This window comes from Salinimonas profundi (assembly GCF_014750655.1).
Lineage (GTDB): Bacteria > Pseudomonadota > Gammaproteobacteria > Enterobacterales > Alteromonadaceae > Alteromonas > Alteromonas profundi_A.
Genome location: NZ_JABBXD010000006.1, coordinates 215,148 through 239,058, shown reverse-complemented (window position 1 = coordinate 239,058; position 23,911 = coordinate 215,148). Strand labels below are relative to the sequence as shown.

25 protein-coding genes are annotated in these 23,911 nt (G+C 49.7%); 7 read left to right on the top strand and 18 right to left on the bottom strand.

The genetic code is table 11. The annotated features are described in order from the left end of the window. Positions 1–18 precede the first annotated feature (18 nt). Positions 19–930, top strand: a complete 912-nt coding sequence (gene rarD, locus HHX48_RS12245) for an EamA family transporter RarD (RefSeq protein ID WP_191025492.1) — start codon at positions 19–21, stop codon at positions 928–930. Positions 931–937: 7 nt separating this feature from the next. Here rarD and HHX48_RS12240 read toward each other — a convergent pair whose 3' ends face one another. The 3 genes from HHX48_RS12240 to HHX48_RS12230 form a co-directional block, all read right to left on the bottom strand. Continuing rightward, positions 938–2,221 (bottom strand): GGDEF domain-containing response regulator, encoded by a 1,284-nt coding sequence (locus HHX48_RS12240; protein ID WP_191025490.1) that lies wholly within the window; start codon positions 2,219–2,221, stop codon positions 938–940. Positions 2,222–2,273: 52 nt separating this feature from the next. Then, entirely contained in the window at positions 2,274–4,445 is a 2,172-nt protein-coding gene (gene uvrD / locus HHX48_RS12235; protein ID WP_191025488.1) for a DNA helicase II, read from the bottom strand. Positions 4,446–4,600: 155 nt separating this feature from the next. Beyond that, positions 4,601–4,786, bottom strand: a complete 186-nt coding sequence (locus HHX48_RS12230) for a CsbD family protein (protein ID WP_191025486.1) — start codon at positions 4,784–4,786, stop codon at positions 4,601–4,603. 413 nt (positions 4,787–5,199) lie between these two features. Between HHX48_RS12230 and cysE the strand changes: the two genes are divergently transcribed. Continuing rightward, positions 5,200–6,018, top strand: coding sequence for a serine O-acetyltransferase (gene cysE, locus HHX48_RS12225; RefSeq protein WP_191025484.1), 819 nt, complete (start codon positions 5,200–5,202; stop codon positions 6,016–6,018). On the opposite strand, the gene HHX48_RS12220 is transcribed toward cysE, so the two are convergent. The 8 genes from HHX48_RS12220 to HHX48_RS12185 are packed head-to-tail and all read right to left on the bottom strand — an operon-like array spanning position 6,001 to position 12,251. Next, the gene (locus tag HHX48_RS12220; RefSeq protein WP_191025482.1) at positions 6,001–6,717 is read right to left on the bottom strand and encodes an HAD-IA family hydrolase; all 717 of its coding nucleotides are present in this window, start codon (positions 6,715–6,717) and stop codon (positions 6,001–6,003) included. The genes cysE and HHX48_RS12220 overlap by 18 nt on opposite strands. 14 nt (positions 6,718–6,731) lie before the next feature. After that, positions 6,732–7,649 (bottom strand): tyrosine recombinase XerC, encoded by a 918-nt coding sequence (locus HHX48_RS12215; protein ID WP_191025480.1) that lies wholly within the window; start codon positions 7,647–7,649, stop codon positions 6,732–6,734. Beyond that, positions 7,649–8,341: a DUF484 family protein gene (locus HHX48_RS12210; RefSeq protein WP_191025478.1), complete on the bottom strand. Its 693-nt coding sequence runs from the start codon at positions 8,339–8,341 to the stop codon at positions 7,649–7,651. The genes HHX48_RS12215 and HHX48_RS12210 overlap by 1 nt, the downstream gene beginning before the upstream one ends. After that, positions 8,338–9,168, bottom strand: a complete 831-nt coding sequence (gene dapF, locus HHX48_RS12205; protein ID WP_191025476.1) for a diaminopimelate epimerase — start codon at positions 9,166–9,168, stop codon at positions 8,338–8,340. Before dapF ends, HHX48_RS12210 begins: the two co-directional genes overlap by 4 nt. A gap of 35 nt (positions 9,169–9,203) precedes the next feature. Then, complete coding sequence (lysA, locus tag HHX48_RS12200) at positions 9,204–10,454, bottom strand: diaminopimelate decarboxylase (RefSeq protein ID WP_191025474.1); 1,251 nt, start codon at positions 10,452–10,454, stop codon at positions 9,204–9,206. Continuing rightward, positions 10,454–10,612, bottom strand: coding sequence for an LPS translocon maturation chaperone LptM (gene lptM / locus HHX48_RS12195; protein ID WP_191025472.1), 159 nt, complete (start codon positions 10,610–10,612; stop codon positions 10,454–10,456). Before lptM ends, lysA begins: the two co-directional genes overlap by 1 nt. A 51-nt stretch (positions 10,613–10,663) precedes the next feature. After that, entirely contained in the window at positions 10,664–11,731 is a 1,068-nt protein-coding gene (locus HHX48_RS12190; RefSeq protein ID WP_191025470.1) for an MJ1255/VC2487 family glycosyltransferase, read from the bottom strand. A 1-nt stretch (position 11,732) separates the two neighbouring features. After that, entirely contained in the window at positions 11,733–12,251 is a 519-nt protein-coding gene (locus HHX48_RS12185) for a phosphatase PAP2 family protein (protein WP_191025469.1), read from the bottom strand. Positions 12,252–12,522: 271 nt separating this feature from the next. Here HHX48_RS12185 and rraA point away from each other — a divergent pair, with 271 nt between their 5' ends. Beyond that, positions 12,523–13,008 carry a ribonuclease E activity regulator RraA gene (gene rraA / locus HHX48_RS12180; RefSeq protein WP_191025467.1) on the top strand — a complete coding sequence of 162 codons (486 nt, stop codon included), beginning with the start codon at positions 12,523–12,525 and terminating at the stop codon, positions 13,006–13,008. Here rraA and HHX48_RS12175 read toward each other — a convergent pair. From HHX48_RS12175 to mpl, 3 genes are read right to left on the bottom strand one after another with little or no spacing between them, the layout of a single operon-like run. Next, positions 13,005–13,817: a S1/P1 nuclease gene (locus tag HHX48_RS12175; protein ID WP_191025465.1), complete on the bottom strand. Its 813-nt coding sequence runs from the start codon at positions 13,815–13,817 to the stop codon at positions 13,005–13,007. The genes rraA and HHX48_RS12175 overlap by 4 nt on opposite strands. 7 nt (positions 13,818–13,824) lie before the next feature. Further along, positions 13,825–14,451, bottom strand: coding sequence for a flavin prenyltransferase UbiX (locus tag HHX48_RS12170; protein WP_191025462.1), 627 nt, complete (start codon positions 14,449–14,451; stop codon positions 13,825–13,827). After that, positions 14,448–15,815 (bottom strand): UDP-N-acetylmuramate:L-alanyl-gamma-D-glutamyl-meso-diaminopimelate ligase, encoded by a 1,368-nt coding sequence (mpl, locus tag HHX48_RS12165; RefSeq protein WP_191025460.1) that lies wholly within the window; start codon positions 15,813–15,815, stop codon positions 14,448–14,450. The genes HHX48_RS12170 and mpl overlap by 4 nt, the downstream gene beginning before the upstream one ends. A 258-nt stretch (positions 15,816–16,073) precedes the next feature. Between mpl and HHX48_RS12160 the strand changes: the two genes are divergently transcribed. From HHX48_RS12160 to HHX48_RS12150, 3 genes are all read left to right on the top strand, one after another. After that, entirely contained in the window at positions 16,074–17,051 is a 978-nt protein-coding gene (locus tag HHX48_RS12160) for a class 1 fructose-bisphosphatase (RefSeq protein ID WP_191025458.1), read from the top strand. A 156-nt stretch (positions 17,052–17,207) separates the two neighbouring features. Beyond that, on the top strand, positions 17,208–17,741 hold the full coding sequence (gene ppa, locus HHX48_RS12155; RefSeq protein ID WP_191025456.1) for an inorganic diphosphatase: 534 nt from the start codon (positions 17,208–17,210) through the stop codon (positions 17,739–17,741). A 170-nt stretch (positions 17,742–17,911) separates the two neighbouring features. After that, positions 17,912–18,349: a DUF3299 domain-containing protein gene (locus HHX48_RS12150; RefSeq protein WP_397541086.1), complete on the top strand. Its 438-nt coding sequence runs from the start codon at positions 17,912–17,914 to the stop codon at positions 18,347–18,349. A 28-nt stretch (positions 18,350–18,377) separates the two neighbouring features. On the opposite strand, the gene HHX48_RS12145 is transcribed toward HHX48_RS12150, so the two are convergent. Continuing rightward, positions 18,378–18,665, bottom strand: coding sequence for a hypothetical protein (locus HHX48_RS12145; protein ID WP_191025452.1), 288 nt, complete (start codon positions 18,663–18,665; stop codon positions 18,378–18,380). A gap of 261 nt (positions 18,666–18,926) precedes the next feature. Between HHX48_RS12145 and HHX48_RS12140 the strand changes: the two genes are divergently transcribed. Continuing rightward, positions 18,927–19,763, top strand: a complete 837-nt coding sequence (locus HHX48_RS12140; protein ID WP_191025451.1) for a patatin-like phospholipase family protein — start codon at positions 18,927–18,929, stop codon at positions 19,761–19,763. 22 nt (positions 19,764–19,785) lie between these two features. Here the strand turns inward: HHX48_RS12140 and HHX48_RS12135 are convergent, their stop codons facing one another. From HHX48_RS12135 to uvrA, 3 genes are all read right to left on the bottom strand, one after another. Next, the gene (locus HHX48_RS12135) at positions 19,786–20,502 is read right to left on the bottom strand and encodes a 2OG-Fe(II) oxygenase (protein WP_191025449.1); all 717 of its coding nucleotides are present in this window, start codon (positions 20,500–20,502) and stop codon (positions 19,786–19,788) included. Next, positions 20,495–20,914 (bottom strand): acyl-CoA thioesterase, encoded by a 420-nt coding sequence (locus HHX48_RS12130; protein ID WP_191025447.1) that lies wholly within the window; start codon positions 20,912–20,914, stop codon positions 20,495–20,497. Before HHX48_RS12130 ends, HHX48_RS12135 begins: the two co-directional genes overlap by 8 nt. Positions 20,915–20,979: 65 nt before the next feature. After that, positions 20,980–23,817 carry an excinuclease ABC subunit UvrA gene (gene uvrA / locus HHX48_RS12125; protein ID WP_191025446.1) on the bottom strand — a complete coding sequence of 946 codons (2,838 nt, stop codon included), beginning with the start codon at positions 23,815–23,817 and terminating at the stop codon, positions 20,980–20,982. Positions 23,818–23,911: the final 94 nt, after the last annotated feature.

The window sequence follows — 23,911 nt, the reverse complement described above, 5'->3', positions numbered from 1 at the left end:
GCGCAGGTATTTACCCGTATGCATATCGACGCTGATGCGAAACGCACTCAGGCAGGCGTGCTTTGCGCCATCGCTGCCTACACCATGTGGGGAGTCGCACCCTTATATTTTAAGCAGTTACAGGTAATGCCCGCGCTGGAAATTCTGGTGCATCGTATTGTCTGGTCCGTGTTAGTGCTAATCATACTGCTGGGCGTTACCAGACAGTGGAACAAGGTCAGAATTGCGCTGTATTCCTCGCGGGTGATGAAAACGCTGGCGGTTGCCGGTGTACTGTTGGGGGCTAACTGGCTGCTGTTTATCTGGGCAATTAATAATGATCATCTGCTTGATGCAAGTCTGGGGTATTACATCAACCCGTTGCTCAATGTATTTCTGGGACGGATGTTTTTAGGCGAGAAGCTACGTCCTATGCAACGATTCGCGGTAATTCTGGCGGTGATCGGCGTTAGTATTCTGGTTCTTGCTCATGGCTATCTGCCCTGGGTTGCGCTGGTGCTGGCAGGCACATTCGGGGTTTATGGATTACTCAGAAAGCAGGTGTCGGTAGATTCGCTGCCAGGCTTATTTATTGAATCGCTGATGCTGCTTCCGCTGGCCATTGGTTACTGGATATGGTTTGGGTCGGTGCATTCCAATATGTTTACCAACACGGTTACTCTGAACGTATTGCTGGTAGCTGCGGGTATTGTGACTACTGCGCCATTATTATGCTTTACGGCAGCGGCGCGGCGACTGATGTATTCGACACTGGGCTTTTTCCAGTATATCGGTCCCTCGCTGATGTTTTTGCTGGCGGTATATTTATACGATGAGCCGTTGGAGCCGGCCCGGCTGATTACATTCGGTTTTGTATGGGCGGCACTGGTAATTTTCAGCTTTGATTCCCTGAAAGCGTATCGCAGTGCGCGAAAAGCCAGAGCCGCCTGAGGCCTGCTCAGGCAGTTCTCTGGGCTGCCCGATCAAGGGCCCGACTGAACGCGATATCAGAGACAACACAGTTGCGGCCCGCATTTTTAGCCTGATAAAGTAACTTGTCTGCGCGGGAGATGCTGCTAACCAGGGAACTCGCTTTGGCGGTTAGCAGTCCGGCGCTGATGGTGACGTGAATGTTCTCATCGCCGACCTTCACAGACTGCTGACTAATCAGTGCGCGCAACGTCTCTATTCTGCTCAGCGCATGCTCGGCGCAGATATCGGGCATGAAGATACAAAACTCCTCGCCACCAAAGCGCGCAAAGACCGCATCGGCAAAGTGTTGTCGTAATACCGCTGCCGTATGCACCAGAACAATATCTCCGGCATCGTGGCCGTAGGTATCGTTGACCTGCTTAAAATTATCCAAATCAAGCACTGCCAGTGCGTAACGTTCAGGCCGTTTTGCTGCCAATGCTGATAGTTTGCTTAGAAAATAGCGCCGATTGAAAAGGCCGGTGAGGAAATCAGAATTCGCCATTGAAGTCAGTGCTTCAACATGTTCAATTAATTCAATATTTTGCGTTATCCGGCATAAGAATTCTTCATGACAAAATGGTGTCAGTAAGAAGTCGTTAGCACCGGATTTAATGAAACGTGCTGAGTTCAGCTGGGCGTCCGGCTCACTGACACTGATAATGGCCAGTCGCTCTTTAGGGTAGTCGACGCGTAAGTTGGAAATGACCGAGGTACTTTTATCATCGCTGAAGTGCCGACCGGTGATCACCACCCGAATTTCAGGGTTATCGCGCACCAGCTGGTAAGTTTTTTCGGCCGTACTGGCCTCGTAGGTAATAAAGTTGTGCCGGCGTAATAATGAGTACATTTTGACTGCGGTTGGACGATCCTGACCAGCCACGACAACGCCTATTTGCTTGTTGTGCTCAAGTCGTTTAAGCAAGCGGGCAAGATAATCGTATGTTTGTGCATTTTCTTTTGGGATGTAATCGACGACCTCACGACGCAGTACATCTTCGCGAGTATCGCTGTCCAGTCGCCCTGTCACCACAATCGTCGGCAGGATGCTCTGGATACAAAAGTCGATAGCCTCACCACAGGGTGAGTCTGGCAAGTTGTAATCGACTATTGCGCACAGAAACTCTTCAGGGGTGGAATGAATAAAAACGTGACGGGCTTCCGTGAGGGTACGGGAGACAACCGGTACTAAACCAGTCTGTTCAACGAGCCTGACAACGATATTCAGGGCCGTCCGGCTGTCTTCTATGATAAGAACCTTATTTTGCACGCGCACAAGCCTCTGTTACCTAAGCTATATTGTGCGCAACATTCCCCGTTATTCAATTAGCCTTTAGTTTAGCGTAAGCCAGTACCAGCCATTTTGCGCCAAACTCATCGAAGTTTACCTGAACGCGACCATGGTCACCGGCGCCCTCAAAGTTTAATACCACACCCTCGCCGAATTTAGGGTGAGTAACCCGCTGCCCCAGTGTAAATCCGCTATCCTGAAATGCTTCATGCGAGGCTGCGCGACTAAAGCGGTTATGCACCGGCCTGGATACCTGGCTCTTAAGGCGTACTTCCTGCACATATTCAGATGGAATTTCGCGGATAAATCGTGACGCGGTATGGAATTTATCCTGCCCATAGACGCGTCGGCTCTCGGCGTAAGTGATGAACAGTTTTTTCATCGCGCGGGTCATGCCCACATAGCAAAGCCGCCGCTCCTCTTCCATACGACCGGGCTCATCGTTGGTCATCTGGGAGGGGAACATACCCTCTTCCACACCTGCCATGAAAACCAGCGGAAACTCCAACCCTTTGGCACTGTGAATAGTCATCATCTGAACGGCATCCTGTTCAGTATCAGCCTGTGTCTCGCCAGCTTCCAAAGATGCATGAGCAAGAAAAGCGGATAGGGGGGTCATTTCATCAGCTTCTTCCGGCACGATAAACTGTTTACAGGCGGTGACCAGCTCTTCCAGGTTTTCCAGCCGCGCCTGCGCTTTTTCACCACGCTCTGCCTGATACATCGCATACAGACCAGAACCTTTAATTGTTTTATCTGCCTGTTCTTCCAATGATAGCGATAACACGGTTTGTTCCAGGTCAGCAATAAGCGACGTAAAACTTTGAAGTGCATTAGCAGCGCGTCCTTTCAACGCGCCTTCTGACAGCAACAAGTTACTCGCCTGCCATAATGAACAATTATGCTCACGGGCAGTTACGCGCACCTGCGTGACCGTCTTTTCACCAATGCCGCGGCTGGGCGTATTGACCACCCTTTCAAAGGCTGCATCATCATGCGGGTGATTAATCATTCGCAGATAGCCCAATGCATCCTTGATTTCCTGTCTTTCGAAAAAGCGCAGGCCGCCGTAAATTCGATAGGCAATGGCTTCATGCAAAAGCGCTTCTTCCAGCACTCGCGACTGCGCATTGTTACGATATAAAATGGCGCACTCTTTAAGCGGGTTACCGTCATCCAGCCAGGACTTAATCTGTGAGACAATAAACCGTGCCTCATCCAATTCGTTAAAACCGGCATACACCGAGATCAGCTCTCCCTCGCTGTCTTCGGTCCATAGTTCTTTGCCCAGTCGGCCAGCGTTGTTATCAATCACAGCATTGGCTGCATTAAGGATATTGCCGGTAGAGCGATAATTCTGCTCCAGACGAATGGTGGTGGTCTGAGTAAAATCCTTCAGAAACTTATGAATATTATCGACGTTAGCGCCACGCCAGCCATAAATTGACTGGTCGTCGTCGCCGACAATCATAATGTTGTTGGTATCTGTACTGCAGAGCATCCGCAGCCAGGCATACTGTATATTGTTCGTGTCCTGAAACTCGTCCACCAGAACGGCTTTAAAGCGTCGCTGATAATGAGCCAGAATCTCCGGGTTTTTGGCCCACAGCTCATGCGCGCGTAGCAATAACTCGGCGAAATCGACCAGACCGGAGCGATCACATGCCTCCTGATAAGCGGCATAGATCTCGCGCATTTTCTGCGCAACAGCATCTCCATGTGTTTCGATGTGCTGCGGCCGTAACCCCTCATCCTTATTACCATTGATATACCACTGGACCTGCTTGGGCGCCCAATGCTTTTCATCCAGATTCATAGCCCGAAGAATACGCTTGACCAGGCGATACTGGTCATCGGAATCGAGTATCTGAAAGTTTTCAGGTAACCCGGCTTCCGCGTGATGACTTCTTAGCAAGCGGTGCGCCAGACCATGGAAAGTCCCGATCCACATATGGTGCAGATTGCGGCCCATGAGCGACTCAATGCGTCCGCGCATTTCACGGGCCGCTTTATTGGTAAAGGTAACGGCAAGAATGGAAAATGGCGTGATGTTCTCTACTTCCATCAGCCAGGCAATGCGATGCACCAGAACGCGGGTTTTCCCGCTGCCTGCGCCGGCCAGTACCAGCATATTGGAAAGTGGCGCGCCCACAGCTTCACGTTGTTTGTCGTTCAGACTGTCGAGCAGTAAAGAGACATCCATAATTTCCGGCACCTGTGTAATTAATTACAAATGTGCGCAATTATGCCAGCGAACTGTGCGTTTATACAGCAAAGCGGAGATTTTTTTACAGGGTATGTAGGCGGGGGAGGGAAAACAAACACGTGACCAGGGTGGTCACGTGTTGATAGTAACGCTTAGAACGAGTCTACTTCACGCTCTGCTTCTTCGCGGCTTTTACCATAACGTTGCTGGATTTTGCCGATTAATTCTTCGCGGCGTCCGTCGATAACATCCAGATCGTCATCGGTAAGCTTGCCCCATTTTTGCTGGGCTTTACCTTTCATTTCTTTCCAACTGCCTTCTAACTTATCGCTGTTCATTGCGTTCCTCCATAAAGAGTATTGCGATACCTGCTTCTTCGCAGGCTTCCACTAGAAGTAAATGCATCAGGCGTACCACGATCCCTGAGGCTACGTAAGTTACTGATAAAAGGTCTTTTTAGAGATTATGTGAGGCAACTGGCTACAAATTGTGACCAGCATACAGTGACATTCATACAGGTCGCCTGCAGCTTTTACATAAATTCACACAATCGCACATTCTGGTGCATGAAGTACGTTTAATGAAAATACGTGATCATAACGTGGCGATTAGCGGTACAACGCCCCACAGGTGTAAAATATCGAACAGTTACTCGAAGCGCTTGAAATTCACAGGTGCTATCTCCACAGTGACCTGTCTGACGAATTCATCTTCGTGCACCGCTTCACTTCATACCATCGGGATTATCGCTATGCAGGCACTCACCGGAACAAATGACTTTTGGCTTTCGCTGAAAAGCGAAGCACATCGCATCGCAGATAACGAGCCGTTGCTGGCAAGTTATATTCATGCATGTATCCTGACGCACCATAATTTTGAGTCCTCGCTGAGCTTTATTCTTTCCAATAAGGTCGCCGATGACGTGATGCCAGCATTGGCCATTCGTGAAGTTTTTGATCAGGCGTACCTGCTGCAACCCGATATTGTTGATGCAGCCATCGCCGATATCAAGGCAGTATTTAATCGGGATGCTGCGGTGAATGACTACCTCACACCGCTGCTTTATTTCAAGGGGTTTCAGGCGGTGCAGGTGCACCGGATGGCACATTACCTTTGGAAAGAAGGCAGGCACCAGCTGGCCTTATTTCTGCAAAGCAGAAACTCAGAAACCTTTGGGGTGGATATGCATCCTGCCGCCCGGGTGGGTAAGGGGGTCATGTTTGATCACGCTACCGGTATCGTGGTGGGAGAAACCGCCCTGATTGAAGACAATGTATCGTTACTACAAAGCGTAACGTTAGGCGGCACCGGCCACGAGTCTGGCGATCGTCACCCTAAAGTCCGACAAGGCGTGCTGGTGGGCGCCGGTGCCAAGATCCTGGGCAATCTGGAAATTGGGCGCGGTTCAAAGGTCGGCGCCGGCAGCGTTGTGTTAAGTGATGTACCGCCTCATACTACCGTGGTGGGTGTGCCCGCCAAAGTCGTGGGACGGCCGGGTTGTCGCCGGCCCTGTGACTCGATGAATCAGAATGTACTGGAAGATAATGGCATGCTAGACCAGGGCCAGTAGCTCCTCAAATTGATCAAGTTCTACGTGGGGCAAAACAGGCGCACGCTCATTGTTTAAATTCATCGGGCGGTTGCAGGCAAACCATGCCGTCTGCTTACCTGCGCAGATAGCGCCAAAAACATCTTTGGTCAGATTATCGCCCACGTGAAGAATGTGTGCCGGCGCAATGCCCAGGGCCTGAGCGGCTTCATCAAACATATGTCGATGGGGTTTCATCGGGCGCTCCAGACTGGCATGAAGCACCGTACTGAAGTACGTATCCACGCCTATTTTTTTGACATCTACATTGCCATTGGTGATGCCGATCAGGGGAATTTTTTCCGCCAGCGATTTCAGTGTGGTATGCACCGTGTCATGCAATTCCAGCTCACTGCGGGCGGTATAAAAGCAATCAAAGCACGCTTTGGCAGCCGCCTTTCTGTCGTTATCATCCGAAATATCTTCTTGCAAAGCGAGCATCAGCGTTCGCATACGCAACTGTCCCATATCTGATGACAGGTCTGGAGTTTCTTGTAGCAGTTGATGCCGGATTTTCTGCCATTGTTCAGGGCTGAGGGCGCTGGTATTTTTGTAGTGTCTGGCGATAAAGGCCTGTAGCGTTTTTTCTGCCGCACGAATAACGGGCCCGTTATCATAAAGTGTGTCGTCTAAATCAAATGTCATCGCCTGAATATGATTAAGGGGCCGATAAAAGCGCATACGCACTCCTTATGTTATTTTTTACGTGCCCGGGGATGGGCTGAGTCATAAACTTTGGCAAGATGCTGAAAGTCCAGATGCGTATATACCTGGGTCGTCGATAAATTAGCATGGCCCAGTAATTCCTGTACTGCTCTCAAATCGCCACTGGATTCAAGTACGTGGGTAGCAAATGAATGGCGTAATTTGTGTGGATTCAATTTACTGCCGAGAGATTTCTGCTGCGCCATAACATCAAGGCGATTTGCTACCTGACGGTTGGAAATACGGTTTTTTTGTTTGCTCAAGAATACGGCTGGCTCGCCGGGTTGCGCAAAATTACCTCTGACCCGAAACCATGCTTTAAGCGCCCGCTGCGCCATTTTTCCCATGGGCAATAAGCGCTCTTTACTGCCTTTACCGCGCACCCGCAAAAGCCCGTCAGACAGACAGTCGTTAAGATTAAGTCCGGTTAACTCACTTAAACGTAAACCGCATCCGTATAACAATTCAAACATCGCTTTGTCGCGATAAGCCAGCAGATCCTCAGCCTCGCCGTCCAGCAGTTGCTGCATATCATCAACATTGAGCTGCTTAGGGAGTGGCCGCCCTTGTTTAGGCGCCTGGATACCTTCCATCGGATTACTGAATAATTGCCCCTGGTCAATTAAGTAGCGGCAGAATGTACGCAGTGCAGAAAGACGCAGAGCAATGCTCCGGGCGTGTTTTCCTTGCTGTTTAGAGGTACTCAGTACCCGCTTAACATCAACCGGCGTAAGACCAGACCAGTCAGGTAGCTGTATGGTGGTCGCCACAAACGTCAGCTGACGGCGATAGTTTTTGATCGTGTGTACAGACAGGCCGCGTTCGACCTGCAGATGAGTAAGAAACTTTTCCAGCCAGAACTCACACGAGGAAGACAGGTGTTCGGGATCTGACTCTGCGACGCGCATCAGTACTTCAGCAGGCCTGGCAGTACAAAACTCAACACTTGCTGGAGCTGTTTGAGCAGAAGCGTGTCCATGTCCGGAGTGAAATGACTGACATCACTGCTACCTATTGCAGCGATACCAAGCGGTTCGTCATTGCCAATCAGAATGAGTGCGGCTGATTCGGCCACTTCATCGCCGAACAAAAGCTGGCGCTCATGCTGGCTGAGACGACCAAAGAAAAATGGCTCGTTTTTAAAGCGTTTTTCTACAAACAACCGGCGCTGTAATTCGGGCAGAGCGTGAGGACCTTTAAAGAGTTTCAACGTCACCGACGCTAAGTCCAGCTTTTCCTGAAGTACCTCTTCAAGGCGCAGCTGAATTTCTGCCACGCTTTGGCAGGTTAGCAACTGAACATTCAAATCAGTATAAACGCGGTAGATTTTTTCGTTTTGTTTGGCGATGCTGATGAGCTGGCTCAGCCGGTAATTAAGCTGACGCACTTTTTTACGTAGCTGTTCGCTTTGTACTTCAACCAGTGACACACTGCCTTTTTGTACGTGAGGGATACGAATATCTTCAAGCAGTTCAGCGTGGCGGGCAAAAAAATCAGGATGCTCGCGCAAAAAATCTGCGATCTCTCTGGCGCTCAGCGACTTCTTATCGTCATAGCCATTACCTGAGGGCGCTTTCGCATGCCCGATTACATCGCTCATAAAGTTAACTGTCCGTCATAAATATGTTCAGCCGGCCCGGTCATTTTTAGCACTGAACCCGGTCCCTGCCAGCGTATTCGTAAACTTCCACCAGGCAAATCGACCCTTACATCTTTCCCCAGTTTACCCTGCATCTGGCCAACGGCAACCGCGGCGCATGCGCCGCTTCCACAAGCCATCGTCTCGCCCGCGCCACGCTCATGCACACGCAGACGGATATAGTCGGTGTTCACAACTTCCATAAACCCGACATTGACGCCTTCAGGGAAACGTTCATGGCGCTCCAGCAATGGTCCGATGGCCGCCACATCGGCGGTGTTGATATCATCAACGGATAATACGCAGTGTGGATTACCCATAGATACCGCACCGTAGAATAATGTGTGATCGCCCTCGCGGGTCAGATATACATTTTCCTGTTTATTGGCTTTCATGGGAATACGTGCCGGCTCAAACTCGGGCTTACCCATATTCACCGTAACCTGACCATCTTTTTCCAGATAAAGCACCATATTCCCGGATTTGGTGCTCACCAGAATTTTATTGCGATTGATCAGCCCCTTTTGCTTCACATACCGTGCAAAACACCGTGCGCCATTCCCGCACTGCGAGACTTCGGAACCATCAGCATTGAAAATGCGGTAGTGAAAGTCCTGGTCAGGATCGTAGGGTGGCTCGACCATTAATAATTGGTCAAATCCAATTCCAAAATGCCGATCAGCCAGCGACCGGATTTTATCCGGAGAAAAAAAGACATTCTGGGTGACATTGTCAACGACCATAAAGTCATTGCCCAGACCGTGCATTTTGGAAAACTGAATATGCATTAACTGCTAATCTGCCTTAGTATCATAGTCCTAGTTTACGGAACTTTATACTCGCCTTTCCAGAGATCTTTGCGTTTTTCTCGCTCTCTGACAACAAATACCTGCGCTTCGTCAACCAGTAACTCCGGTGGACGGCAGCGGCTATTATAGTTTGAGGCCATCGTAAAGCCGTATGCACCTGCGCTGCGAACGGCTAACAGGTCATTCGCCTGTACCGCAAGCTCCCGGTCGCGACCCAGAAAGTCGCCGGTTTCACATACCGGCCCAACCACATCATACAAACGTCGCGGTGCCTGCGTAGCTTGCTCTACACGAATAATATTCTGCCACGCAGAATAAAGAGAGGGGCGCAACAAGTCATTCATGGCCGCATCAACAATAGCAAAGTGCTTTTCTTCGCCTTCTTTTATAAATTCAACTTTGGTGACCAGAATACCTGCATTCGCGGCAATAGCGCGACCCGGCTCGAGGATCAGTTTCAATGATTCTCTGCCCGTCATTCGCTCAGCCAGCGCTGCGGCGTATTCGCGGGGATGGGGCGGGGTTTCGCTGTCGTATGGCACACCCAGCCCACCGCCCAGGTCCAGGTGTTTAATATCGATGCCTTTATCGGCTAGCTCATCAATCAACACCAGAAGCCTGTCCAGGGCATCAACAAAAGGCGCTAAGTCAGTTAACTGCGAGCCAATGTGACAATCCATGCCGATGACATTCAGATTAGGCAACGATGCCGCCAGTTCATAAGTCGCTACAGCCAGCTCTCTGGCTATACCAAATTTGTTTGCTTTAAGCCCGGTGGAAATATAGGGGTGGGTTTTTGCATCAACATCCGGATTGATGCGCAATGACACCGGGGCCTGACAACCTTTTTGCGCGGCAACTTCATTGATGCGGTGCAGCTCCGGCTCAGATTCCACATTAAAACACATGATGCCCTGGTCAAGCGCATAGGCGATTTCGTCCGGGGTTTTACCTACGCCGGAAAACACCACCTTACTGGCATCGCCGCCCGCCTCGATAACCCGGGCAAGTTCGCCGCCAGAGACAATATCAAAGCCAGAGCCCAGTTTTGCCAGTACGCTGAGTACACCCAGGTTAGAGTTGGCTTTTACCGCATAGCAAATCAGATGAGGGTGCTCACCGATGGCATCGTCAAAGGCATGCCAGTGACGTTCCAGTGTTTTTCTGGAATAGATGTACGCAGGTGTACCGTGAGCAGCAACAATGTCGGCTACCGGCACGTCCTCGGCGCAAAGTCGGCCGTCGCGATATTCAAAATAATCCATTAGGGGGTATCCTCCTGCGTATCAGGTTGCGCAGGGGGATCAGTACGCTGATTGGATTGTTCTTCGTCCGGAAGATAGAGCGCACCGCGATATCCACATGCCGCTACCAATAATATGGTCAGGGCAAATAAACTGATGATACGTGATGTTTTTTGCACGATGATCCCACTGGGAGTAACTCAATGTGCCGTTATCATCGCATTGCGCATTTAAAATGCAAGAGACAAAAGCTTCTGGCGTGTCTTATCGCCGTATTTTACCTGCTTCCACAGTGCATCACACAGTGATTGGGTGTCGTTCAGGTTACCTGCTTTGAGCCAGTTGATGAGAATGGTGGGGTCATCAGGAAACGTGATGGCTTCTGCGTCAGGCGCCTCAAGCCATTTCTCGACTGTATCGGTATCCAGCTGAAATAACGTCTGGCACAACTCAAGGCGACTTAATGTCAGCACATTTGACAGCTGCTCAAACTGGCCGTGAAGAGGTTTTATCAGTAGCTTTTTGCCCAGCTGTAAGGCTTCGCTGGAAAGCTCGAAGCCGCCGTTTGCGATGACTCCGCTGCATCTGGTCAACGCGTTCTGAAAGCCAGCTTTTGAAGGGGGATACCAGCGAATATGGCCGCAGGTCAGCGGCGCGCTGACTTCAGGGTGATAACAGACAAACTGCTCATCACTAAGCGGCTCCAGCATTTGCTGAATATCATTGATATCTTCAAATGGCAGATAGACCAGGACATGGGAAGGTAACGCGCTAGCGCTTGGCTTTTCACTGATAAAAGGCGGTACGATAGGCTGATTGAAGTGGAACCAGTGCACGCCAAGACGCACATCGGTAGGCGCAAAAAAGCGCAGAAGTAACCGGTCCAGGATACTGTCACCCGAACGTGGCACCGGATAAGCAAAGGCTGCCTGATGCGAGATAGAAATCGAAGGCAACTTCTGACGGCGGGCGGCCCAGGCCGTCACCGGCTCAAAATCGTTAACCAGTAAATCGTAGTCACTGGTATCAAAATGCCTGACATCACAGGCAAAACGTCGCAGATGATTCTGGCGCAAGGTAGCAAGTTTATCGACCTTACCGTGCCGGGTAACAAAGGTCAGGCCTTCATAGGTACGATAATTACCAAACACCTCCATGTCGAAGTACTTCCCGGGGGGCCGACCCGAAAATACAAAATCGACCTCGATATCCGGATGCTGCTTAAGTGCCGCGGCCATAATCCGTGCCCGTGCGATGTGACCATTTCCGGTGCCCTGAACGCCGTAAAGTAACTTCATATTATCCCAGTAACCATATACTTAATGAGGCGATAGTCAGGCCCAGCGCCATTCCTGCAAGGACATCTGACGGATAATGTACGCCCAGCAAAATTCTCGACATGCCGATAAGTAATGCCCAGCTGTACGCCAGCACTGCAAAGTCGGGATAAAAATAACCGACAATACAGGCCATCAACCAGGCTGCTGCGGTATGACCGGAAGGCAGGCTGAACTTATCCGATGGGGTGATATGCACGAACATATTCGACAGCAGGTCACAGGGGCGCGGGCGCTTGACCATATTTTTCAATACCAGATAGACCGGTAGCTCTAACGCATAAGCCATCAATGCTGTGTACAAAAATAGCTCCCCGTGTTCACGCTCAAAAGCCCACAGTAAAATACCAATAATCAGATACAGATAGCCATCACCGGTTCGTGACATCCATAACACATGACGACACTGTCGCTCTGCAGTGAGACGGTTCAGCCGATAAAACAATTCCGTGTCGTATTTACCCAGACTTTTTAATCGCATAGCCAGTATCCGACTGCTCGTTATTGATTAAATAGCCTAAAAATGGTCTGTGACTGTCCGGTTACAGAAAAAAGAAACCTTTATGACACGGTTAGCGTAGGGGAAAACAAGTGGGTATAAATGAGTAAAAAGAGCTGAATTTTATACATAAAGCGACGTTCTGTTTATCTGAAATGATGCTATGCTAAGCAAACGTAGTAAAAGACCCGGCCGCTTCTATGGCCTGTGACTTTGCGCAACTGACTTCGGTCATCAATTAAAAGGCTTCGTGATGGACTATAACACCTCTGAACTATGTGATTTATTTGCTGACAGCGTCGATGTGGTCGATCCAATGTTTATCAGTTATGGCGGACGATATTCGTTCGGTGGTGAAATTACGACAGTCAAATGCTTTGAAGACAGAGGAATTATTGACCGGGTACTGGCCCAGCCCGGCAGCGGGAAAGTACTGCTGATTGATGGCGGTGGCTCTACACGACGTGCACTGATTGACGCCAGTTCTGCGCAGCTTGCCATTGACAACGACTGGGAAGGTATTGTCTGCTACGGCAGTGTGCGTGATGTTGATACGCTGAATGACTTTGATCTGGGGATTCTGGCCATTGCGGCTATTCCGGTCAATGCCGAAAACGAAAGTATTGGTGATGCCGATATTCCGGTGAACTTCGGTGGGGTTACCTTTTTACCCGAAGATCACCTTTATGCAGACAGCACCGGCGTCATCCTGTCGCCGGAGCCGCTGGATATCGATTAGTCTTTTTTCGCTGGCGCGAACACTTCATTCAGATACGCTGCCATTCTTACGCCGGCCTGCTGCAGACGCACTTTTGCAGTAGGCAGGTGATCATACAAGTAATCATATGACATATCGTTGGCATCTTCCGGGTAAACGGTATCACGAATTTCTGTACTTTCTGCAATCCATTCAAGCGGGTCGGTGGTATCCCACTGTGCCAGTTGTTCAGGCGTAATCTTTGCGTTTAACCAGCGTGTCCATTCAGTAAACGACAGCTGTCGCTGATCCAGCATCTGCGAGTCCCATACCCGGTGAAGGTTGGAATCTTCCCAGAAGAATCGCACCTTCACATCGTTGCCACCGCGATCTGTGCCATTACCGGCATGTAAGGGCTGATGCAGGTCACCGATAATATGTACGATGAAGCGCAACGCCAGTTGTTTTTCTTCCCGGCTGGCATCTGCATTTTTCAGTGTATTGGTAAACCGTTCCAGTGCGGTGAATGCATCGCCCTGTTCGGGTGCCTCGACCTCGGCATAGGTCTTCTTTTCAGGCACGGTAACATAATGAAAAGGTGGAGAAACTTTCTGCCAGAAGGGTTTAGGGTTTGAGCGCATCTCGTCTGCATAGGTAGAGGCTTCAGCCAGCGTTTCGTTGGGCAGCAGCGCCTCAACCGCGGCCGCAGCATGGGGGCTCAGATAATGTTGTGCAATGGCGCCGGTTACGCGGTGCCCGGTCTGGCCCCAGCCAAGCGCGGGCAAACTTACCAATATACTGCTGGCAATACCCAGCGTCAGAACTGCTTTTTTTCGAAAAGACACGGTCATGTATCATTTATTCCTTTGTCGTAGAAGGCTGATATCCCCAGCGAGCAATCAGCGACTGATCCAGCCCCAGGTGGTCCAGAATTCGCGCCACTACAAAGTCAATCAGATCAGCAATAGAAGTTGGCTGATGATAAAAACCCGGCGCGGCAGGCATAATTGTGACACCCATTTGTGACAGTTTTAACATATTTTCCAAATGGATAGAGGATAGCGGCATTTCCCGGGGCACTATAACCAGTTGTCCGCGCTCTTTCATCACTACATCCGCGGCGCGCTCAATCAGATTATCGCTGGCGCCGCAGGCAATGGCCGAGAGTGTTCCTGTTGAACACGGGCAGATCACCATACGGCGTGGCGCGGCTGAACCCGATGCAACGGGGGAGAACCACTCTTCTTTACCGCACACCGTGATTTGGCCATCCCGGGCGCCGAAGCGCTGGGTGAAAAATTCAGTCGCTGCATCAGGGCGTGAGGGAATTTTAATATCTTCTTCGGTGGCGAATACCACTTTGGCCGCAGACGATATCAGTACAAACACGTCAAAATCGGCATTGACCAAACACTCCAGCAGGCGCAGCGCGTAGGGGGCGCCTGAGGCGCCGGTGATCGCCAGGGTGATACGCTTATCGGTCATACGGTCTCCTGAGCCTGAGTTTGCTTAAGGGCGTCGAGCAAACGTAAATGAATACCCTCAAAACCACCGTTACTCATTACGAGGATATGATCACCAGGTCGTGCTGTTGCCACTATTTTATCAATGATTGCCTGCGTAGAAGCAAAAACAGATGCAGGAGTTTGGCTGTTGACAGCCGCGTCTTTCAGCGACCAGTTCATTGCTGGTGGTTCATACAGTAACACTTCATCGGCCTGTTGCCAGGATTGGGTGAGGGTGTTTTTATGAATACCCATTTTCATCGTATTAGAGCGCGGCTCGAGTACCGCAATAATTCGCTGCTGTCCCACCTTATTGCGCAGGCCGTCCAATGTGGTTGCGATAGCTGTGGGGTGATGGGCGAAATCATCATAGAGCGTAATGTCATTTATCGTTCCTTTAAGCTCCATGCGTCGCTTCACATTTTTAAATTGCGACAAGCCGACGATAGCATCGCCTATTTGCACACCAGCATGGTGAGCCGCAGCCAATGCCATCATTCCGTTATCAACATTATGCTGGCCTAATAATGACCAGTGCACCTCACCAACTTTAAACCCGTCCTTGATGACCTCAAAAACACTGCCGTCAGGGTTTATCAGATTGGCCTGCCACTCTTTACCTAAAAACTGCTGCTGACTCCAGCAGCCCCGATCCAGTGTTTGAGCAATGGCGGGGTTATCAGTGGGTGATACAATCAGCCCACTTTGCGGCACCATCCGCACTAAATGATGAAACTGCGTCTGAATTGCCGCCAGGTCAGCAAAAATATCAGCATGGTCGAATTCCAGGTTGTTGATAACCAAAGTTTTAGGACGATAGTGAACAAACTTAGAACGCTTATCGAAAAAGGCGCTGTCGTATTCGTCAGCTTCAATAACAAAAAACGGGCTGTCGCCGGTTCGTGCCGACACCCCGAAGTTTTCCGGCACGCCGCCAATCAGAAAACCGGGGTTAAGTCCGGCAAATTCTAAAATCCAGGCTACCATGCTGCTGGTCGTCGTTTTTCCATGGGTGCCAGACAGCGCAATTACCCATCGGTCATTGAGCAAATTCTCCAGTAACCACTGTGGGCCGCTGGTGTAGGGAAGATTGCGGTCAAGGACATATTCAACGGCTGGATTCCCGCGGGACATCGCGTTGCCGATGATCACGATATCCGGCTGTGGCTCAAACTGCGCAGTATCATAGCCTTCCGTTAAGGTGATACCCAGCGCTTCCAACTGCGTACTCATGGGCGGATATACATTGGTATCCGAGCCGGTGACGGTATGTCCCAGCGATTTTGCAATCGCGGCGATGCCTCCCATGAAGCTGCCACAAATGCCCAGAATGTGAACATGCATAGTTAAAACTGCCTTACTTATGATGTGGTTACTCTACCAGATGGCGAGAGCGGATCGAATAACTCATTTCCCTGTCGCCCGTTTCGCAGGTACAATCATCGACGCCGGTTAAAAAAGAATCGATGCAAATCATACCATTGGATTATGTTGGTGAATCATTTGCATATAACAATAAAAGACGGCTGGTTAATCAGGGATATGTTTATCCACACTGATCATATTTATAAACCCTACAAAAGACACAAGGCTTAAGCACACATGAAACGATTAAACTCACAGCTGCAGCACGACGGCGCGCCACTTGAACTGATTCTGTTGATCAGAACACTACTGGCCGGATGTAAGGAAATTTCCTTCCGGGTCAGTCAGGGCGCATTGGCAGGCGTGCTAGGTTCAACGTTAAGTGAAAATGTTCAGGGTGAGACACAGAAAAAACTGGATGTGATCTCCAATCAGATTCTTAAGGATACCTTGCGCGACTCCGGCTACGTGAAGGCCATCTCTTCAGAAGAAGAAGATACGGTTGTGCCATGTAATCCGGAAGGCAACTATCTGGTCAGTTTCGACCCCCTTGATGGCTCATCCAATACTGAAATCAACAGCCTGATTGGTACCATCTTCTCCATTACCCATGCACCACAATGGATGGAAGCTGACGATCCTTCCGCTTTTCTGCAGCCGGGTACACAGATGGTTGCCGCAGGGTATGTGCTTTATGGCCCTTCCACTATGCTGGCGATGACCACGGGGCGGGGAACTCACATTTATACACTGGATAAAACCCATGGTGGCTTCCTGCTGACCCACCCGAATGTAAAAGTCCCTGAGCAAACCAAAGAATTTGCTATTAATACGTCTAACGAAAGACACTGGGAAGAGCCGGTGAAAAATTATATCGGCGATTTGCTGGCCGGAACTGAAGGTCCGCGCGGTAAAGATTACAACATGCGCTGGGTGGCCGCGATGGTCGGCGATATTCACCGTGTGCTGTGTCGTGGTGGAATATTCATGTACCCGTTTGATAAACGTAACCCATCAAAGCCGGGTAAGCTGCGTTTACTGTACGAAGCCAACCCAATGGCATTTTTAATGGAGCAAGCGGGTGGTCTTGCGAACACAGGGCATGGCCGGATTATGGAAGTGATGCCCAAAGAAATTCACCAGCGGGTACCCACTATTTTGGGGTCAAAAGAAGAAGTGGAAACCTGTCTGACTTATTATCAGACTGATAAATAATCAGTTGAGCGCGCTGACAGCGAACAAGTGGGTATCACCAGTTTTTATTTTGCAGCGCGCACCGTATACTTTACTTATTGGCCACGCCTGAAGTCTGAGAGGTCTTTTTCGGCTTCACGTGGAAAAACGTTTTTAGCATAACTTAAGGAACCATTCATGAGTCTGAACGATGTTACTGCAGGTAGTAATGCACCTGATGAAGTTAACGTTATCATTGAAATCCCGGCGCACGCTGATCCGGTAAAATATGAAGTCGATAAAGACACCGGTGCGATGTTTGTTGACCGTTTCATGGCAACCTGCATGCATTATCCGGTTAACTATGGCTATGTTAACGATTCATTGTCAGAAGATGGTGACCCGGTAGATGTGCTGGTCATGACGCCATTCCCAATCCATAGCGGTTCAGTAATTAAATGTCGCCCGGTGGGTGTACTGAACATGACTGACGAGTCAGGCAAAGATGCAAAGATTCTGGCGGTTCCGGTTGATAAGCTGTCTACCATCTATCGCGATGTGAAAGAAATTACAGACGTGCCTGAGCTGACGAAGCAGCAGATTGAGCACTTCTTTACACACTATAAAGATCTTGAGCCTGGTAAATGGGTGAAAATTGATGGCTGGGCAGACGCTCAGGCGGCAAAAGATGAGATCACCAGCAGCATCAAACGTTTTGAGCAAAACAAATAAGTTGTTTTGTCATTAAAAAAGGGCCGTCAGGCCCTTTTTTAATGCGTGTTGACTTTCGCAGTGAACAAATTAGCCTGAGTATTGCTATCAGAATAAGTACAATAACACCAAGTGTCCGAACAGGATTGAATATGATGAGAAAATTAGTTGGCCTTTTTTTGCTTTTCGCTATGGCTGGAATATCTGCTAATGCGTTAAGCGCAGAGCCGCAGGAAGTCTATTGGGAAGATTTGGTACCGGAAGGCTTTAATGAGCTGGACGCGCCGGCAGTAGAGCATGAAGGGCAAATGACACAACTGCAGCCCGATGCGCCGGTGGTGGAAAAGTATGATGGCATGCAGGTAAAAATTCCCGGTTTTGTTGTGCCGTTGGAAGGCACTGCCGAACTAACAACAGAATTCTTACTGGTTCCGTATTTCGGTGCCTGTATTCACGTGCCGCCACCACCTTCTAACCAGATTGTATATGTGAAATTTGAAGAAGGTGTGGCCATCGATGACCTGTACGACGCTATCTGGGTGACCGGTACGCTTTCCACCAAAGGGTGGAAGGGAGACATAGCCTCTGTCGGCTATCGCCTGACCGGCCAGTCGGTCGCACCTTTCTAAACAGACCTGAGTTAATCAGACAGAAACGCTATTTTCTTGCCTGACAGGTAAATATGAAGGCGCCCGTGGCAAATATGCATACGACAAGAGTAAATAGCATGTATGCGACCGCTGCCATCGGGGCGCCATGAGACGCACTGGCACTAACCTCTTCTGGTGCCGGCTGATGCAAAAAACGCATCAGTAAACTCGCTGTAATGACCGCTGTTGCGGTCAGGCAGACAAACATGCCGATGCGTTTAATCATGCCTGTGGTTCGCGCGACCACGTAGCCATTCATCAACCCGCTTACCGCGCAGAATATCCAAATCAACATAGGTTTGCTCCTTTCGTCCCCCACTCACTTCCTCTGTAATGCTTTGGCGAAAAACATTATCGCGCTTTTTGTATTTGACGCAGTCGGAGTGTGTATCGTGAATTTCAATAGATACTCAGTAGGATGAAACCTTGGTCAGAATTTTGAATATAGGAGGTATATCTTAATAAATAACCGATTAATAGCATCTATTTTTCTGTAACGACAGCCAAATGGAAACGGCGTAGTGTAGATGTTACACGCCCGACAGGGGGAAACATCATGAATAAAGCAATAGTGGTAGAAGGCGGCGCAATGCGAGGTGTATTTGCTGCCGGTGTACTGGATGTCTTTATGCATCGCAAACATCAGTTCGATTTTGCGATTGGCGTCTCCGCTGGGGCAACCAATCTGGCCACCTACGTATCGCAAATACCCGGTTTAAGCCGCACTATCATCACTGAATATGCAACGCGCAGAGAATTTTTCAGTCCGCTTCGCTTTATTCGTGGTGGCCATATGACCGACGTGCACTGGTTATGGCATCAGTGCAGACAGCAACTGGACAGCCGGTTGCCTGAAATAAACACCGCAATCCCACTGTACGTCGGCGTCACTAATGTTGATACGGGGCAGTGTGATTATCTTCGGGCACAACCCGATAACATTGATGACTTAATGGTGGCGTCCTGCTCCATTCCCATGGCCTACCGTGACCAGCCTAAAATTGGCGAGCATCGTTATGTTGATGGCGGGGTAGCCGATGCAATTCCAGTGAAAAAAGCTTATGAGATGGGTGCCAGAGAGATAACGGTCGTACTGTCGCAGCCTTTGGGCTTCTCAAAGCCTACAATCAAGTCTCCCTGGTTGTTTGAACGTCTTTACGGACATCAGCCGCAGTTAATGCAAACACTGTTATCCCGCCCCGGTATTTACAATGAGACGCTGGCGTTTCTCAAAAACCCTCCTGCCGACTTAGCGTTAACGCTGGTGGCACCACCGGCTGATTTTCAGGTCAAACGATTGACGATGGATAAGAAAAAGCTGACAAGAGGCTATAAGCTGGGCAAGATCGCTGCACTTAAAACCTTAAAAGCACAGCGGCTTGCCGCAGCCTGAAGGCAGGGCAGTAACGCGACCGCTACTGGTTACCCTGTGGCGTGTAAATGTGTTCGGCACGGCTGAATAATAGCCAGGACGTCAGTATATATTTATCGTTACTTTTTGGCATTTGACCACGGTGAGTATGGGTAAAGTAAGCAGGAGCAATAACCATTCGACCGGCCTTGGGTGACACAGATGTATTCTGGTAGTAAAAGTCAGTTTCGCCGCCTTCTTCCACATCATTTAGGTAAAACATAAATAACAGCACCCGATGCAACGCATCGTTATGAGGAAGTTGCGGGTAAACTTCTGAGTGCCAGTACGGATAGCCGCCTTCGCCAGCCGTATAACGCTGGGCATTTACCTCGCCGATACGGAACAGGTAGTTAAGCAGGTTAGCCAGATTAGGCTTGCCCACTTCCTCAAAGTTTTCATGTGTAAGCTTAACCGGTTCGCCGGTTTTAGGGTGTCGCACTGTCAATCCAATAGGCCCGACCAGCGCGAAAAAATATTTCTCTATATAGTTAAGCAGTGCCTGACCGGTCTTTTCCATAACAGGCTTAAACAGGGGCGCAAACTCTTCGCGTTCACTGAAGGAGACATCCATACTGCGCTTTTTATCCAAATCAACCCCGCCACCGGTGCGGCCGGGGGATAAATTCGGGCTGCTATCAAACTTATCAATGATTTGTGCACACAAATGTGGATCCAGCACATCATCGATAACTTCAATAAAATTGTTCTCATTATTCATCGTCAGACTCCAGAAGATGAACCATCAGCTTATCTTTTACCGCTTCAGAAATCGGTGCAGAGCACTGATTCTGATAATCAAAGTTGACCAGGGTAGTGGTGCCGGTCGCGCACTTTTGGTCGTTTTGCCATACTTCCTGGTGGGTCACAAACGAGCTGCGCCCGATGCGTTTAATGTACGTTTTTATGGTGACCGGCTTACCGTAAAAAAGCTGATGATGAAAATCGACATGGTAACTGGCCAGTATCAGTGGCCACTTCTTAATATCCAGCGTAGGCACAAAATACGCAAAAACGGGATCTCTGGCAGCTTCAAACCACTGCACCAGTACCGTATTGCCGACATGACCTAACGCGTCAGTTTCACAAAACCTGACATCGAATGTTTGTTCTAAGGGATGTGCTTCACTCATAGATGGTCGATTAACCCTTTATATACAGTGCTTCCACCTTAGCATGGTGAAAGCACCAGTCAAAACTACGCCCGCTGCTTATCCAGCATTGGCTTTAAAAAACGGCCGGTATGAGAGACCTCCTGAACGGCAACGTGTTCAGGTGTACCTTCAGCAATAATCTGACCGCCGCCAGAGCCGCCTTCGGGGCCCAGATCCACAATCCAGTCAGCGGTTTTGATCACATCCAGATTATGCTCGATCACCACCACCGTATTACCATGGTCACGCAAACGATGCAGAACCGCCAGCAGCTGTTTAATGTCGTGAAAATGCAGACCAGTTGTGGGCTCATCCAGAATATACAGAGTCTGGCCGGTATCGCGCTTGGACAACTCTCTGGCTAACTTCACCCGCTGTGCTTCACCGCCTGACAAGGTGGTGGCTGCCTGACCTAAGCGAATGTACGCCAAGCCTACGTCTTTGAGGGTCTGCAACTTGCGGGCAATGGCTGGAATCGGGTCGAAAAATTCGCGGGCCTCTTCCACCGTCATATCCAGTACTTCGTTGATATTTTTACCCTTGTACTGCACTTCCAGTGTTTCGCGGTTATAGCGTTTGCCTTTACACACATCACAGGACACGTAAATATCAGGCAAAAAGTGCATTTCGACTTTGATCATGCCATCACCCTGACATGCCTCACAGCGCCCGCCTTTAACATTAAAACTAAAACGACCAGGTTTGTAGCCACGCGAACGCGCTTCCTGCGTACCGGCAAATAATTCCCGTATCGGCGTGAATATACCGGCATAGGTCGCCGGGTTAGAGCGCGGTGTTCGCCCAATCGGGCTTTGGTCTATATCGACCACCTTGTCCAGGTGCTCAAGCCCGCTCATGCTTTTATGCGGTGCAGGTTCATTGGCTGTTGCATTGTTGAGTTCTCGCTGTGCAATACGATAGAACGTATCGTTAATCAGCGTCGATTTACCAGAACCCGAAACGCCTGTTACACAGGTCATCAAACCCACCGGAATATTCAGCGTGACCGATTGCAGGTTGTTGCCAGAGGCGCCTTCCAGGGTCAGCAATTTTTTCTTGTCCGGCTTGTTGCGTTCAGGCGGAATTTCAATTTCTTCCCGACCAGACAAGTATTTTCCGGTAAGTGAGTCCTCACTGTTGATGATGTCATCGACGGTCCCTGCGGCAATAATTTCCCCGCCATGAACCCCGGCTCCCGGGCCAATATCAATCACATAATCGGCTTCGCGAATGGCATCTTCGTCGTGCTCAACCACCAGCACGGTGTTGCCCAGGTCACGCAATCGGGTAAGCGTCGCCAGCAATCGCTCATTGTCGCGCTGATGCAGACCAATTGAGGGCTCATCAAGTACATACATAACCCCCACTAATCCGGCACCAATCTGGCTGGCCAGACGAATACGCTGCGCTTCACCGCCTGATAACGTATCAGCACTGCGTGACAGGTTAAGATAGTTGAGGCCGACGTTAACCAGAAAACCCAGGCGGTCCTGGATTTCTTTAAGAATCTTATCGGCAATCTGCGCTTTCTGGCCGGCTAGATCCAACGTTTCAAAAAAGTCGAAGGCATTGGCAATGGACATTTCAGCGATGTCAGGCAGATTGGTCTGCTGAATAAACACATTACGTGCTTCTTCGCGTAACCGCGAGCCGCCACAGCTGGTGCAAGGCTGCTGACTTAAGTATTTAGCCAGTTCTTCACGCACTGCATTAGACTCGGTCTCCCGGTAGCGACGCTCCATGTTCGGTATGACACCCTCAAAGGGATGTTTACGCTCCATGATATCGCCGCGGTCGTTGATATATTTAAACTTCAGCGATTTGCCTTTCGAGCCATACAGCACCACGTCGCGGTCTTCTTTGGTGAGCTCAGCAAAGGGTTTGGTCAGGTCAAAGCCGTAGTGGTCAGCGACCGCCTGCAACATCTGAAAGTAATAATAACTCCGTTTATCCCAGCCACGAATGACCCCGCCTGACAGGCTCAGCTCATCGTTGTTGATAATGCGTGAGGGATCGAAAAACTGACGAGTGCCTAATCCATCACAGGTCGGACAGGCGCCCGCCGGATTGTTAAAAGAAAACAGACGTGGCTCAAGTTCACTCAGGCTGTAGCCGCAGTGGGGACAGGCAAAGTTAGCAGAAAAAACCGTGGGTTCAGCATCTGGATTGTCCATATCCACAACACGGGCTGTGCCGCCGGATAATTCCAGAGCTGTCTCAAAAGATTCTGACAGACGCAGCTGCAGGTCATCGCGAACTTTAAAGCGATCGACCACCACTTCAATAGTGTGCTTCTTATGCAAATCAAGTTCGGGCGGATCCGATAAGTCGCACACCTCACCATCAATTCTGGCCCGGATATAACCCTGCGCGGCAAGATTCTGCAGTAATTTTACGTGCTCACCCTTGCGGTCTGAGACTACCGGCGCCAGTAGCATCAGCTTACTGCCTTCAGGCATCTCGAGCACTTTATCCACCATCTGACTGATGGTTTGGGCGTCCAGCGGCTCATCGTGGGTCGGGCACCGCGGCGTGCCAACCCGTGCGAATAATAAGCGCAGGTAATCGTATATCTCGGTGATAGTGCCCACCGTTGACCGCGGGTTATGTGATGTGGACTTTTGTTCAATGGAAATGGCCGGCGATAACCCCTCAATGTGGTCTACATCTGGCTTTTCCATCATAGACAGAAACTGGCGCGCGTACGCCGACAACGACTCAACGTAACGGCGCTGACCTTCTGCATACAACGTATCAAATGCCAGGGATGATTTTCCGGATCCGGATAAGCCTGTAATGACAACCAGCTTATCTCTGGGAATTGTTAAATCGATATTCTTCAGATTGTGAGTGCGAGCACCCTGTATTTCGATTTTATCCATTGAAACCCATAATTAGCCAAAAATTCCAGTATGCCACACTGGGTGTTAAAAATATTGTTTAGTTACGCCAGCGTAAGGGGGCAGATCATTTGAT